Source organism: Deltaproteobacteria bacterium (assembly GCA_009929795.1).
Lineage (GTDB): Bacteria > Desulfobacterota > Desulfovibrionia > Desulfovibrionales > Desulfomicrobiaceae > RZZR01.
Window position 1 is genome coordinate 34,972 of record RZZR01000005.1, and the last position, 13,783, is coordinate 48,754.

Annotated in this window: 12 protein-coding genes and 1 tRNA gene; 10 read left to right on the plus strand and 3 right to left on the minus strand. The window is 56.2% G+C overall.

Annotated features, from left to right (window positions below; translation table 11 throughout):
- Position 1: 1 nt before the first annotated feature.
- Positions 2 to 646, minus strand: coding sequence for a protein-L-isoaspartate(D-aspartate) O-methyltransferase (locus EOM25_01440; GenBank protein ID NCC23853.1), 645 nt, complete (start codon positions 644 to 646; stop codon positions 2 to 4).
- Between the two features lie 117 nt (positions 647 to 763).
- Between EOM25_01440 and EOM25_01445 the strand changes: the two genes are divergently transcribed.
- On the plus strand, positions 764 to 1,228 hold the full coding sequence (locus tag EOM25_01445; protein ID NCC23854.1) for a CBS domain-containing protein: 465 nt from the start codon (positions 764 to 766) through the stop codon (positions 1,226 to 1,228).
- A 7-nt stretch (positions 1,229 to 1,235) separates the two neighbouring features.
- Here the strand turns inward: EOM25_01445 and mgtE are convergent, their stop codons facing one another.
- Entirely contained in the window at positions 1,236 to 2,570 is a 1,335-nt protein-coding gene (gene mgtE / locus EOM25_01450; protein NCC23855.1) for a magnesium transporter, read from the minus strand.
- Positions 2,571 to 2,727: 157 nt separating this feature from the next.
- Here mgtE and EOM25_01455 point away from each other — a divergent pair, with 157 nt between their 5' ends.
- From EOM25_01455 to EOM25_01465, 3 genes are read left to right on the plus strand one after another with little or no spacing between them, the layout of a single operon-like run.
- Positions 2,728 to 4,221 (plus strand): transporter substrate-binding domain-containing protein, encoded by a 1,494-nt coding sequence (locus EOM25_01455; GenBank protein NCC23856.1) that lies wholly within the window; start codon positions 2,728 to 2,730, stop codon positions 4,219 to 4,221.
- Positions 4,218 to 4,898, plus strand: a complete 681-nt coding sequence (locus tag EOM25_01460; protein NCC23857.1) for a chemotaxis protein CheR — start codon at positions 4,218 to 4,220, stop codon at positions 4,896 to 4,898. The genes EOM25_01455 and EOM25_01460 overlap by 4 nt, the downstream gene beginning before the upstream one ends.
- A gap of 3 nt (positions 4,899 to 4,901) precedes the next feature.
- A complete protein-coding gene (locus tag EOM25_01465; protein NCC23858.1) occupies positions 4,902 to 5,975 on the plus strand; it encodes a chemotaxis response regulator protein-glutamate methylesterase in 1,074 nt (357 codons plus the stop codon).
- 78 nt (positions 5,976 to 6,053) lie between these two features.
- Here the strand turns inward: EOM25_01465 and EOM25_01470 are convergent, their stop codons facing one another.
- The gene (locus tag EOM25_01470; protein NCC23859.1) at positions 6,054 to 6,449 is read right to left on the minus strand and encodes a response regulator; all 396 of its coding nucleotides are present in this window, start codon (positions 6,447 to 6,449) and stop codon (positions 6,054 to 6,056) included.
- A gap of 256 nt (positions 6,450 to 6,705) precedes the next feature.
- On the opposite strand from EOM25_01470, the gene EOM25_01475 reads away from it, so the two are divergent.
- The 6 genes from EOM25_01475 (at position 6,706) to EOM25_01500 (ending at position 13,400) form a co-directional block, all read left to right on the plus strand.
- Entirely contained in the window at positions 6,706 to 8,535 is a 1,830-nt protein-coding gene (locus EOM25_01475; GenBank protein NCC23860.1) for a hypothetical protein, read from the plus strand.
- 90 nt (positions 8,536 to 8,625) lie between these two features.
- Complete coding sequence (locus EOM25_01480; GenBank protein NCC23861.1) at positions 8,626 to 8,988, plus strand: response regulator; 363 nt, start codon at positions 8,626 to 8,628, stop codon at positions 8,986 to 8,988.
- 46 nt (positions 8,989 to 9,034) lie between these two features.
- Complete coding sequence (locus EOM25_01485; GenBank protein ID NCC23862.1) at positions 9,035 to 11,158, plus strand: chemotaxis protein CheA; 2,124 nt, start codon at positions 9,035 to 9,037, stop codon at positions 11,156 to 11,158.
- Positions 11,155 to 12,030, plus strand: a complete 876-nt coding sequence (locus tag EOM25_01490) for a chemotaxis protein CheR (GenBank protein ID NCC23863.1) — start codon at positions 11,155 to 11,157, stop codon at positions 12,028 to 12,030. The genes EOM25_01485 and EOM25_01490 overlap by 4 nt, the downstream gene beginning before the upstream one ends.
- 52 nt (positions 12,031 to 12,082) lie before the next feature.
- A tRNA-Arg gene (locus tag EOM25_01495) sits at positions 12,083 to 12,159 on the plus strand.
- 134 nt (positions 12,160 to 12,293) lie between these two features.
- A complete protein-coding gene (locus tag EOM25_01500; GenBank protein ID NCC23864.1) occupies positions 12,294 to 13,400 on the plus strand; it encodes a glycerol dehydrogenase in 1,107 nt (368 codons plus the stop codon).
- Positions 13,401 to 13,783 lie beyond the last annotated feature (383 nt).

Here is a 13,783-nt window from a genome sequence, read left to right on the forward strand (position 1 = left end):
TTCACCATCCATGATTACCAACAAGATCGACGAAGGCCACTGCCCCATGATTCTCTTTGGAAAGCTGCCCGGCATCCTTGCGCAGCACGATCAGTTCCTGATTACGTCTTGAGGAACCCACGGGCATGACCAAAATCCCCGGATTTGCCAACTGGGTGATAAGCGGATTTGGAATATCCGGGCCTCCGGCCGTGACGATGATCCGGTCGAATGGTGCCTCCTCGGGCCAGCCCATGGTCCCGTCGTCGAGCTTGAGGCTAACGCCGAAGATGCGCATGTCCATCATCCGCTTCTTGACCTGCATATAGAGGGACCTCACCCGCTCGACCGTGAACACATCCGCCCCCATTTCGGCCAGAACTGCGGCCTGGTAGCCTGATCCGGTCCCGATTTCCAAGACCTTCATCCCCGAGGAAACGTTCAAAAGTTCGGACATTCTGGCCACTATATAGGGCTGGGAGATTGTCTGGCCGTAGCCGATTGGCACGGGATGGTCACCATAGGCCTGGGCCTGGAGGGCCTCCTCGACAAAAAGATGTCGGGGAAGTTTCTCCATGGCCTTGATCACGGCCGGATCGGATACGCCTCGGGCCACGATCTGCTCACGGACCATCCGCTGTCTGTTGCGAATCCAGTCGCGGCTCATCGGCCGGTACCACACCGATGATCCGTCTGGGCCAAATAGCGGCTTTGCCTTGACAAGATTGGAGACATGGCCCAAGAATCTTGACTACAGTACGGACATAACACGGGAGGTTCCATGCTGCTCACGGTTCGCGATCTCATGTCCACGTCGTTATTCACCCTCCAAAAATACGACTCCATCAAGTCGGCCAAGTCCATCATGAAAATGGCCAGAATCCGGCATATACCCATTGTCGACGAAAAATCCCGCTTCGTCGGCCTTATCACTCACCGCGATATCCTCTCGGCCACGGTCTCCAAGCTGGCAGGCATTGACCGGAAGACCCAGGACGAGCTGGACGCGGGCATACCGGCAGGCGGAATCATGCGCAAGGACGCAATCACCGTCCCTCCAGAAATGAATCTCAAGGAAGCAGCCCAGATCCTGTATCGAAACAAGTACGGATGCCTCCCGGTGGTTGAGGATGGAAAGCTCGTCGGCATCCTGACCGAGGCCGACTTCCTGACCCTGGTCATCAGCCTTCTGGACGCCATTGAGGCATCCCCTGAAATTGGCTCTCATCGCCCGCCGACAGGCCTATAAAAAGAGCTCAAAATAAAAACAAGGATGCAAGTCCGAGAAAGGTGAAAAACCCGGCGCTGTCCGTCAAAGTGGTCAAAAAAATGCTTGATGCCTGGGCCGGGTCACGCCCCAAGGCCCGAAGAATCAGTGGTATCGAAGCCCCGGCCACCGCTCCGAGAAGCATATCGACGCCCAAGGACACCGAGACCACCGCTGCCAATGGCAACCTGCCGAAGCATAGCCCGAGACCGACGAAAACAGCCAGACCGATGATGATCCCGCTGGCCAGGCCGATCTTGGCCTCCCGCATGACCGCCAACCAGACTTTTTTTCGATCAAACCGCTCGACGGCCAACTGACGGATCATGACCGCCAGGGATTGCTGGCCCGTGTTTCCGGCCTGATTAGCCACGATGGGCATCAGCACAGCCAAGACCGCCATCTGGGCTATACTACCTTCGAACAGGTGGACGACCCAGGCCGACACCCCGGAATTCAAAAGATTGAGAAACAGCCAGGGGATCCGCATCCTTATGGAATAGAGCCAGGGAGAATCGACTGTTTCGTCGGCTCCGGCGCCGACCATCCGCTGGATGTCCTCGGTGATCTCATCCTGGATGATGTCGATGACGTCGTCTACGGTCACGATGCCCAGGATGCGCTGATCGTGATCCACGACGGGAATGGCCAGGAAATTATATCGATCGATCAGCCTGGCCACCTCCTCCTTGTCCACGTCCGATGTAACGTAGACGAGGTTCTGTTCTTTGAGGCAATCCCTCAGACGTTTCTTGGCCGGGCTGAGAAGCAGATCCCTCAGGGACAACACCCCCTTGAGGTGGCGCATGTTGTCGACAATGTAGGCGTAGTAGAGAATTTCAGATTCTTCGACGTGGTGCCGAATCAGGCTGATGGCCTGCTCCGCTGTCAGATCCTGGTCCAGGACCAGGATCTCGGTATTCATGACCCCGCCGGCCGTATCCGGATCGAACATCAAAAGATGTCTGATCTCGGCAGCGTCCTCCTGCTTGAGGCCTTTAAGAATTCTGTGTCTGTCGGCCGAAGGCAACTCGTCGATAATGTCTGCGGCATCGTCCGGTGAGGAAATGGCCAAGATATCGGCGGCCAGTTCTGTCGGAAGCATCCTCATCAGGGCCACCCGATCGTAAGGCTCCATCTCGGCCACTGAATAGGCCACATCCTCCAGAGGCCGACTTTTGATCAAGGCCATCTGTTCCTCGAATTCGAGGTTCTCCAGATGGTCGGCGACGTCCGCAGGGTGGGACTGCTCCCGAAAGGCCGAAGGCCAATCGATGCGTTTGTCGTCGAATTTGGAGCTCGGATGACGGTCGTCGCACTTCATGAGGCGGACCTATCCCAATTGCCTGTGAAGGTCAAAAAGACCACCCCGGAGTTCCCGTTGAACTTTGACATTTCGTCCGTTTGGACTCAAAACCATCGCATCCGACGTTCTCGACCAAAAACACGACAACAACCATGTTCAGCAGGAGTTTTCCGGTTTGAATCAAAGCTCTCTTCAAGGGCTGACCCACACGGCCTTTCTTGCCCTCTCTCTCGTCCTGGCCCTCATTTCTTCCTCCGAAGCCGGAGAGCCGGACGTGAAACCCCTGACCCTCATGCGCAGCGCCGAGGTTCACACCGAAGACCTTCCTGTTATGAAGGATCGCAAAGCGATCCGGGTTCTGACCAGCTTTTCCCGAACAAACTTCTACATCGAACAGGGACAACTCTCCGGTTTCGAATTCGGCCTGCTCAAGGAATACGAAAAGTACCTGAACAAGGAAAGATCCCGCAAGGAATTGCCGGTCGTCTTTGAATTCATCCCCCTGCCCCAGAGTCTTCTTCTACCGGCTTTGAAGGCGGGATACGGCGACATCGCCGCTGCGGGTCTGACCGTCACCGAGGCCAGGATGGAGGAAGCGGCCTTCACCAAATCCTACCTGAGCGGCATTTCCGAGATCGTCATCGGCCACGCCGAGGCACCTCCCATCCATACTCTGGACGAACTGTCCGGCCGAGATGTTATGGTTCGTCCAAGCAGCAGCTACTTCGAATCTCTGTTGACCTTGAACGAGAGCCTGAAACACAAGGGTCTTCCCCTGGTTCGGATCCTGGAGGCCGACGAAACTCTGGCCACCGAGGACATCCTTGAAATCGTCAACTGCGGCGTTGTTCCCTACACTGTTGCCGACAGCCATATCGCCGAGCACTGGCTCCCGGCCCTTTCCGAACTCCGGAGCTATCCTCAGGCCGCCCTTCGACGGGACGGCCGGATCGCCTGGATGGTCCGCCGAAACAATCCTAAGCTCCTGGCCGACCTCAACGCCTTCATCGACAAACATAAAAAAGGGACCAAGATCGGCAACATTCTGTTCAAGAGACATTTCTCCCCGACCTCGGATCTGAAGAATCCCGTCATGCCCGAAGACAATGCGAAGCGGGAAAAATTCGTTTCCCTGTTCAAAAAATTCGGTCTCCAATACGGCATCGACTGGAAGCTCGTGGCGGCCCAGGCCTACCAAGAATCGGGTTTCGACCACGGCCAACGGTCACCGGCCGGAGCCATCGGCATCATGCAGATTATGCCCTCTCTGGCGGAGGACCCTCGGGTGGGCATTGCCGACATTACCTCGGTGGAGGGAAATATCCATGCAGGGGTCAAGTATCTGGCCCTCATCCGCGACCTCTATTTCGACGAAGAAAATCTTTCAAACAGCGAACGGATTCGATTCGCTCTCGGGGCCTACAATGCCGGACCGACGAGTATTCGCCGGGCAAGGGATCAAACCGAAAAACTGGGTTTTGATCCCGACCGATGGTTCCGAAATACCGAATACGGGGTACTGCACAGCATCAGCGAAGAGCCGGTCCGGTATGTGAGCAACATCAACAAATACTATCTGATCTACTCCCTAGCCGAGGCCATGAACACCCGCAAACAGATGATGAAGCAGAAACTTGAGGCCTCGGCAGAGGGAGCCCCCCGCCCATGAACCAGTTCGGACATCCCCATCGACTGACCGGGTTCCACATCGAACTACCGCACATCATCGAGGCCGTGGCCGATCCGGTGTCCGGATTCTTTCACAGGCCGAACGACTTCCTCCAACTCCACGACCACGTGCTGCCAAGACTCTGGGAAAATGTCCGGGTCGAGAAGCCCTGGCTGGATATCTGGCATGCCGGATGCTCGACGGGCGAGGACACGTATTCCCTGGCCATGCTCCTTTTCGAGTTCGCTTCGGACAATCCCGACTGTGACGCCCAGATTCTGGCTACAGACTTTTCGCGGGAATCGCTTGATGCCGCATCTCTGGCCGTGTATTCTGAAACCTGCGCCAACAGGCTGTCCTACGAGATGAAGCGCCGCTACCTCCTTCGTAGCCGATCCAGGACCGAATCCATGGTCCGCATCCGTCCGGAGATCAGAAACGTGGTTCGCTTCAGACGACTGGACTTCATGGAAGACTTCAACTTCCGTCACGAAATGGACCTTGTCTTCTGTCGAAATCTCATCCACCTCTTCCATATCCCGGTCCAGCAACGTCTCTTGAGTCGAATCCGTAAGCACATGAGCCCCTGGGCATGCCTCGTCCTCGGGCATCCTTTGTCCTGGACTGATCACCACCTCGAAGAATTCCTCCCCGGTTTCTACTTCCTCAAGGAGTGACCCATGCCCCCAAAAATCAAGGTCCTCATCGTCGACGATTCGGCCGTAGTCCGGCAGACCCTGAGCGATATCCTGTCCTCTGATCCGAACATAGAGATCTTCGGCACGGCCTCAGATCCCTATGTGGCCGCCGAAAAACTCAAGCAAGGCATCCCCGACGTCATCACCCTGGACATTGAGATGCCCCGCATGGACGGGATCACGTTCCTCAAAAAGATCATGACCCAGTACCCGATCCCGGTCGTCATCTGCTCCACCCTGACCGAAGAGGGGGCCGAAACCACTCTCAAGGCCCTGGAGTACGGAGCACTGGACATCATCCTCAAGCCAAAAATCGGAACCAAGCAGTTCTTCGAGGAATCAAAGATTCGGATCTGTGACGCAGTCAAGGCCGCCGCCAATGCCCGACTGAAACCCATCACAATCCACAAGCCCATCAAGGTGACCAAAAAACTTTCCGCCGACGCCGTCATTCCCAAGTCTCCCGGCGGATCGGCCATGATCCAAACCACGGAAAAAATCGTCGTCGTCGGGGCATCCACGGGAGGCACGGAGGCCTTGGTCCAACTCCTCCAGGCCATGCCCATGGACTGTCCAGCCATCGCCATCGTCCAACACATGCCGGAAAAATTCACCAATGCCTTTGCCAAACGTCTGAACGGCATCTGCGCCATCAGTGTCAAGGAGGCCTCCGACAACGATTCCCTGCTCAGAGGTCAGGCCCTAATCGCACCGGGTAACCGGCACATGCTCGTCAAACGAAGCGGGGCACGATATTTTGTCCAGATCAAAGAAGGCCCCTTGGTCTCTCGGCATCGGCCTTCGGTGGACGTGCTCTTTCGATCGGCCGCCCGCTACGGGGGCAAGAATGTGGTTGGCGTGATAATGACCGGCATGGGCGACGACGGAGCCAAAAGCATGTTCGAAATGCATCAGGCCGGGGCCTACAACATCGCCCAGGACGAGGCCTCGTGTGTGGTCTTCGGCATGCCCCAGGAGGCTATCAAACTCGGCGGGGTGGATAAAATCGTCTCCTTGGACCGCATCGCCCCGGAGGTTATTCGGGCCGCCTCATAATCTCTTGAATTCCAGATACAAAAAAACCGGCCCCCACGGGCCGGTTCGAACGGTGTCCTACGGAACAAGAGCCTGGGGCTAGAGCAGCTTGAGGTCCTTGAGCTTGGCCACCAATTTGTCCCGGTTGATGGGCTTGGCAAGATACCCTGTGGCCCCGCCCTGATAATAAGCCTCGAAAACGTTTCTCGGGTCGTCCAGGGCTGTGGTCATGACGATCTTGGCCTCACTTGCCGGCTCGACACCCATCTCCTGCTCCCGTATCCTGATGTTCTTCAGGGCTTCGTGCCCGTCCATGTTCGGCATCATGATGTCCAGACAAATGAGCTCGTACGGCGCCCTTTCGGCGTGAGCCAACTCAAAGGCCTGCATTCCCTCCTTGCCGTCCATGGCGATGTCTACCTCGCCGTAAGGAGCTAGCAAATTCTGTAGAACCTTTCTGCCGATAAAATCGTCTTCGACGATCAAAATCTTCATATTCTCCTCCCAGGATCCTCGACACCTGTCTACGAACCAAGCCGTATCGTTTTGCTTGCGTCCGGAATCGACGACTCGGCTTCGAGTCGTTCGTGAGTTCTTGCCAGCTTTGGCCCAGATTGGCAACACCGAAGCTCGATTGGAGAACATTCCTGTGATGATGCCCATAATCCATGACGCTGGACGAGCAGGAAGAAAGTGGATATGCAATGACAGAAGTTCGATATAGTCACCAAGCCTTGAGACTCAGAAAACAATGCATCAGGAATACGACAAACATTTCGGCAGACTAGAAACGACCCTGTCCGATGTTCTTCCCTCCCTCAAGGCGGTCATCCACGAGCACGAGACCGACTTCCTGAACCTTGGCCAGGAGATGTTCTCCATCAACCAGGAAGCTAGGAGCCTCGCCTCCCTGGCCGGAGACCTGGTCGACCAGGCCGGCGGCGAGCACATTGATGCGCCAGTCGCGGCCTTCCGCCAACACCTCGGACTCACCAGGGATGTCTTTGCCATCGACGCCTTTCAAACAAGTCTGTCCGACATGGAAATCATCGTTGGCAGCATCAACGGCCTGAACTCTTTGATCCGTGATTTTCGTCGTCTCATCCGTACTCTGCAGGTTCTGGGCATCTCCACACGCATTGAGAGCGCCCGTCTTGGCAGCGCCGGAAGAGGCTTCACGACTCTGGCCGACGACGTCGAAACCCTGGCCACAAAAATCGCCGAACACTCGGAGCGCATCGCCTCCGAATGCCAAAATCTCCTGAATCGTGTCGAAGGAGCTCGAACCACGACCAAAGGCATCCTTGACGGCCAGCTCAGGCTGGCATCAGGCTTCAGCGAACGCCTTCAGGAAAATATCCGCGACTTGGAAGAAATGCAGACTAACGCCAGCCGTCGTTCAAACGAACTGAACGACAACAGTGCCGCCATCGCCAAAAAAATGGGCGAGATGGTCGTTTCGGCCCAATTTCACGATATCACCAGACAAAAAGTTGAGCACGTCGTCGAAGTACTTGAGCATTGCCTCCAACTTCTAACCAATTTCGAAGAGCAAAGCGGGTCCTTGGAAGACGCCGTGAGCATCCTCACCTTGGTCTTGGACCTCGTGGACCTCCAGGTTTCTCAGCTCACCAATGCCGGACAAACGTTCCTCAAAGCCGTTTACTCCCTGCTGGCCAGCCTTGAAGACGTCAGGAATCAGATCTCCGGCCTCTTTCGATTGACGGCCGCGGTAGGCTCGACCGACGTCGAGAATGATTCTCCTCTGATTCGGGCTCAAAAGGGCATCGACGGTCTGCTCGAGGCGATGACCGAATGCGCATCCCAGGCCGCTGGAATCGGACGGGCCATGGAGGAAGTCGCCTCCACTGTGGGCGAGATGGTCAAAATGGCCGAGGATATTGAAGAGGTCGGCTCCGAGATTGAGCTCATCGCCCTGAATGCCAGCGTCAGGGCCGCCCATACCGGCGAGGAGGGTCGGGCCATGGGTGTTCTGGCCGTGGCCATCCAAAAGCTCTCGGGTGACGCCAGGGAACTGACAGATGCGGCCACTGATCGACTTCAGGAGATTTCCTCGAACTCCCACAAGCTGTTCGAGACCGCAGCCAAGGCTACCGATGCCCGACACGTGCACGAAATGACCGACTCCTTCAACGACATCTTTCAACAACTCCATGACATGGAGGACGGGATCACCGAAAACTTCGAACGGGTTCGCGAGGCGGCCGGACGACTGGATGCCAGGATCATGGCCCTCACCGGCGACATCACTTTCCATGAAAGGGTCGATGCCGACATCCGGACCACAGCCGCCGGGCTAATCGAAACCATCGGATCCGTACGGTCGAAACTCCCGCCCATCGACTCGGAAACTCTCCTGCGAAATCGTTCCCGGATCGAGGCGCTGCTTCAGAAATACACCATGGATAGCGAACGGGTCATCCACGAGGAGATGTTCGGCCGTAATCATACCAAAACTGAATCGACCCCCAGGAAAACTGACATGGATGAGGTTGAACTTTTCGACGATTTCTCAGATGATAGAGATGACGATTTGGGCGACAATGTCGAACTCTTCTAAATCCAAGACATATTGGTCCGGACTCCGAGTCCCGACCGCGGAAGGTATTCTTGTCGCTTTCCGACAAGCCAGCAATCAGGAGCCGCTCCAATGACCAAAACGATCATGACCGTCGACGATTCGGCGAGTGTCCGCCAGATGGTGGGGTTCACCCTCAAAGATGCCGGGTACGGAGTCATCGAGGCCTCCGACGGCAAGGACGCCCTGTCAAAACTCTCTGGCCAGGTCCACATGGTCGTCACCGATCTGAACATGCCGAACATGGACGGCATTGAGCTGATCCGTAGCATCCGGGCCAACCCGGCCTACAAATTCATCCCCATCGTCATGCTCACCACGGAATCCCAGGATTCCAAGAAACAAGAAGGAAAGGCCGCCGGGGCCACTGGGTGGATCGTCAAGCCCTTCAAGCCTGACCAGCTCCTGGCCGTGGTCAAAAAATTGATCCGCTGATTGAGTTCGTATCCGCCAAACCGCATCCGTTCGTCGAGGGGTCGCCATGTCTGTAGAATCCCAAAATCAACAAGCCTTCCGAGACGAGGCCACGGAGCTGCTCGGAGAACTCGAAAACTCCTTGCTCGAACTCGAACACAACCCTGAGGACCAGGAACTGATCAACAGGGTCTTCCGGGCCATGCACACTATCAAGGGCTCCGGGGCCATGTTCGGATTCGAGGACATCGCGACCTTCACCCACGAGGTCGAAAGCGTCTTTGAACTGGTCCGCAATAAGCTGGTTCCCATCTCTAAACGGCTTCTTGATTTGACCCTTATGGCCAGGGATCAGATTCTGGCCATGCTCCAAGGGGAGGACTCGGGATCCGGAGACCAGACCCAAACAGTCATCACCGGACTCAAGGAAATCGTCCGCCTGCACGCTCCCGAACAGGAAAAGACAGCCGTCGAGGAAAAAACGATTCCGAGGGCCGGCGAGATTGGGGACGAGGGCACCAACGTCTTCAGGATCCGCTTCAAGCCCGATCGTCGCATCTTTCTGACCGGATCCAATCCCTATGGACTGATTCTTGACTTGGCCGATCTTGGCCATGAGAGCCATGTTCTACTGACAGAAGAGGTACCCCTACTCCAGGAACTGGATCCAGAATCCTGCTACCTGAGCTGGGACATCCTTCTGTCCACGCCCCAGAACGAGGACGCCGTTAGGGAGATCTTCGTATTTGTCGAGGAGGACTGCGATCTCCAAATCTCCACCCTCATGACCACCGGGTCCGACATAGACGACTCTGCCCACAAACGTCTCGGCGAAATTCTCATCGACCGGGGTGACCTGACTGAAGACCAATTGAGGCAGGTTCTCGGCCAGCAAAAACCGCTGGGAGCTCTGCTCGCCGAACAGGGCCTCGTGCCCCCGGCCAAAGTCCGTTCGGCCCTCAAAGAACAGGAACAGCTCCGGCAGAAGCAGACCGTCGTCCAGCAGCAAAAGCTGGACCAGGGATCGAGCATCAGGGTTCCGGCCGAAAAACTTGACTCCCTGGTCGATCTCGTCGGTGAGCTGGTCACGGTCCAGGCCCGTCTCTCACAATTCGCTACCCAATTCACCGACACCGCTCTGGTGTCCATCGCCGAGGACCTCGAGCGACTGAGCGATGAACTCCGGGACAGCACCCTTGGGGTCCGCATGCTGCCCATCGGGACGACCTTCAACAAGTTCAAGCGGCTCGTCAGGGACCTCTCCAACGACTTAGGCAAAGAGATCGAACTCGTCACCCACGGCGCCGAAACCGAACTGGACAAGACCGTCATTGAGCGTCTGAACGACCCGCTCGTCCACCTTCTGCGCAACAGCATCGACCATGGCATTGAACTCCCGGACGAGCGTCAGGCAGCGGACAAGCCCAGAACCGGGACCATCGTCCTCACGGCCGAACACTCCGGAGGAGAGGTCCTCATCCAGATTACCGACGACGGAGCCGGCATCGACCCAACCAAACTTCGGGCTAAGGCCGTGGAGCGCGGGATCATTCTCCCCGAGGCAGACCTGACCGAACAGGAAATGCTGGGCCTGATTTTCGCGCCCGGTTTTTCCACGGCCGTCAAGGTCACCAATGTGTCCGGCCGGGGCGTAGGCATGGACGTCGTCAAGCGGAACATCGACGCTCTCCGGGGACGAATCCACGTTGAAAGCCAGATTGGTCGGGGAACGACCATCAGTATCCGACTCCCGTTGACCCTGGCCATCATCGACGGCCTCCAGGTTCGGGTCGGCTCGGAATTCTTCATCCTTCCTCTCACCCTCGTCGAAGAATGCGTCGAACTCGTGAACCAGAACGATCAGGACGAAAAAAAACGGTTCCTCAACCTTAGGGGTGAAATCGTCCCCTACATTCGCCTCAGAAACTGCTTCGGCATCTCTGGACGGCGACCGCCCATCGAACAAGTGGTCATCACAACAACCGAGGATCAGCGCATGGGCATCGTCGTCGATACCGTTGTCGGCGAACACCAGACCGTGATCAAAAGCCTCGGCCGCGTCTACAGGGACGTCAAAGGCCTCTCCGGAGCCACGGTCAAGGGTGACGGAACCTTGGCCCTCATTCTTGACATCCCCGGCCTGGTTCAATCGGTGCAGCCCGATAAAGGGTCCATGCAAAAACACGTATGAAAAGCTCAGGAGCAAGGCCCTCCTCGACCCTGCATCCAATGCCGGCCATGAGCCCGCGTGAATTCGCCAAGTTCAGCGAATTCATTTCCAAGGAACTGGGAATCAAGATCTCGGACAAGAAGCAGGGAATGCTCCAGGCCCGTCTTCAAAAACGGTTGCGCATCCTTGCCCTGCCCTCGTTCACCGCCTATTGCGAATATCTCTTCTCCCTAAAAGGAATGGAGATTGAGCTCCCACATCTGGTGGACGCCGTGACCACTAACACAACCGAGTTCTTTCGCGAACCCAAGCACTTCGATTATATGAACTCCGTCGTCCTGCCCGAGTTCATCGCCCGTGGAGACAACGCGCCGATGGCCATCTGGAGTGCCGGGTGCTCTTCCGGTGAAGAGCCATATACCCTGGCCATTGTTCTCAACGAGTTCAAGGAAACCCGCGCCCCGCGTTTCCGGTTCGGAATTCTGGCCACGGACATTTCCCGAGAGATTCTGGAAAAGGCCATGCGGGCTGTCTACACAGAGGAACGCGTCGAAAAAATACCCTACATGCTGAAGAAAAAATATCTTTTGCGAAGCAAGGAACGGTCTCGGGGGCTTGTGCGTATCGTCCCGGAACTTCGCAAGCTGGTCCATTTTCGCCAGCTGAATTTTATGGAAGACTTCGGATTTCGGGAGACAATGCACGTTATCTTCTGCCGCAATGTCATGATTTACTTCGACCGTCCCACCCAGGAACGCCTTATCAACCGCTTCTGCGAACACCTTGACGTCGGGGGATATCTCTTCATCGGCCACTCCGAGAGTCTGACCGGTCTCCGAGTCCCTCTGATTCAATCCGCTCCCACGGTCTATCGACGAATCAAAAAATCCTAATGGCCATTTTTTCTTGACTCCAAAACGACCAACACATAAAAGACTCACCTTCGCGCCCGTAGCTCAGTTGGATAGAGTGCCTGACTACGAATCAGTAGGTCGCAAGTTCGAATCTTGCCGGGCGCACCAAGATTTTAAGGGGTTACTGAATTATTCAGTAGCCCCTTTTTCTTTTGTGTCACCTTCAGAAGAAACATGCACACCAAAAATGAGTATGAAATGAAAATCATCGATAAACAATCATTTCGAGTCGAAATGACGCTATGATCAGCACTACGTTGTTTCCGGGTCGCTACGTGCAAGGAGCCGGGGCTTTAGGCCACTTGAGCAAAGAGCTCTCACGATTTGGGCAGCGGCATTTCCTGATCTGCTCCCCCTACCCACTGAAGCATCTGCTTCCGCCACTGCTATTGGAACTTGAGAAAACCGGAGCCGTTGATGTGACCCGCTTCGGCCGTGAATGCACTGACCAAGAAATCGAGAGGCTGCTGCAAGCGGCCCAAAATTTCGGTGCCGAGAGCATCGCGGCTTTGGGTGGTGGAAAGACCATGGACGCAGCCAAAGCCGTGGCCGCCAGGGCAGGGGTTCCCGTGTCTGTGATGCCGACCATTGCCTCCACCGACGCCCCGTGCAGTTCAGTCTGCGTGATCTACACCCCAGAAGGGATTTTCCAGCGGGTGGACATCCTCCCCCGTAACCCAGACCTGGTTCTGGTCGACACAGAGGTTATTGCTCGGGCTCCGGCCAGATATTTGGTGGCTGGCATGGGCGACGCCTTGGCCACCTGGTTCGAGGCCGAATCCTGTCGCGTGGCCTTAAAGCCCAACATTGCCGGAACTGTCGGCTCCATGACCGCCTACGCTATGGCCAGACTCTGTTACGAAACCATCCTGGAATGGGGTCTGACGGCCCTCACAGCCTGCGAGGCCGGGGTGGTTACACCAGCCCTTGAGCGGGTGGTTGAGGCCAATACCCTGCTGAGCGGTCTGGGTTTCGAGAGCGGAGGCCTGGGTGCTGCTCATTCAATCCACAATGGACTGACAGTCCTGCCTAGAGTCCGGGATCGGTACCACGGCGAAAAGGTCGCCTTCGGCGTCCTGGCTTCCCTGGTCCTTACGGACAAGCCCCCAAGCCTTATGAACGAGATCTTCACTCTGTGCGAATCCCTCGGCCTACCGACGACCCTGGCCGATCTCGGCCTGAACGAAGTCACCGACCGGGACTTGGTCCAGGTGGCGGAAAAGACCTGCGCCCCGGGCGAGTCAATCCACAACGAGCCTGTGGAAATTTCCCCGTCCAAGGTCCTTGCTTCTCTCAAAGCGGCCGACGCCATAGGTCGTCGACGCAAGCGCTCGGAGAAGCATCCCTAGGGTCACCGGAATCAAAGCAAGGACAAGCCTTGTCAAAAAAATTGGAAACGTCATCAGCAAATTGGCTGATGTATTGCGACATCCATAAACCAATAGGACAATTCCGGCCTGTGAGAGAATCGAATAGTCCGATCGAACAACTGTGCTGGCTATGAAAGGCAACCAGGAGGCCTTGCTACAGTCGTGGGCACCGCCATCATTATCCCTTGAGCTTTTTTCCAGTTGATCTGGAGACGGCGAAAAGGCCTTCGTGGGGGGGATTTATACAGAATCGATAGAGTCAAAAAGGGCTTGAACCAGAAAATGGCTCAAGCCCTTGTTCACATTGGTACCCGGGACGGGAATCGAACCCGTACAGCCTTGCGGCCGAGGGATTTTAAGTC

Excerpts from the sequence above, each read along its gene's own strand:
- EOM25_01440 (NCC23853.1), bottom strand. The coding sequence starts at position 646 with ATGAGCCGCGACTGGATTCGCAACAGACAGCGGATGGTCCGTGAGCAG.
- mgtE (NCC23855.1), bottom strand. The coding sequence starts at position 2,570 with ATGAAGTGCGACGACCGTCATCCGAGCTCCAAATTCGACGACAAACGC.
- EOM25_01460 (NCC23857.1), top strand. The coding sequence starts at position 4,218 with ATGAACCAGTTCGGACATCCCCATCGACTGACCGGGTTCCACATCGAA.
- EOM25_01465 (NCC23858.1), top strand. The coding sequence starts at position 4,902 with ATGCCCCCAAAAATCAAGGTCCTCATCGTCGACGATTCGGCCGTAGTC.
- EOM25_01470 (NCC23859.1), bottom strand. The coding sequence starts at position 6,449 with ATGAAGATTTTGATCGTCGAAGACGATTTTATCGGCAGAAAGGTTCTA.
- EOM25_01475 (NCC23860.1), top strand. The coding sequence starts at position 6,706 with ATGCATCAGGAATACGACAAACATTTCGGCAGACTAGAAACGACCCTG.
- EOM25_01480 (NCC23861.1), top strand. The coding sequence starts at position 8,626 with ATGACCAAAACGATCATGACCGTCGACGATTCGGCGAGTGTCCGCCAG.
- EOM25_01485 (NCC23862.1), top strand. The coding sequence starts at position 9,035 with ATGTCTGTAGAATCCCAAAATCAACAAGCCTTCCGAGACGAGGCCACG.
- EOM25_01490 (NCC23863.1), top strand. The coding sequence starts at position 11,155 with ATGAAAAGCTCAGGAGCAAGGCCCTCCTCGACCCTGCATCCAATGCCG.
- EOM25_01500 (NCC23864.1), top strand. The coding sequence starts at position 12,294 with ATGATCAGCACTACGTTGTTTCCGGGTCGCTACGTGCAAGGAGCCGGG.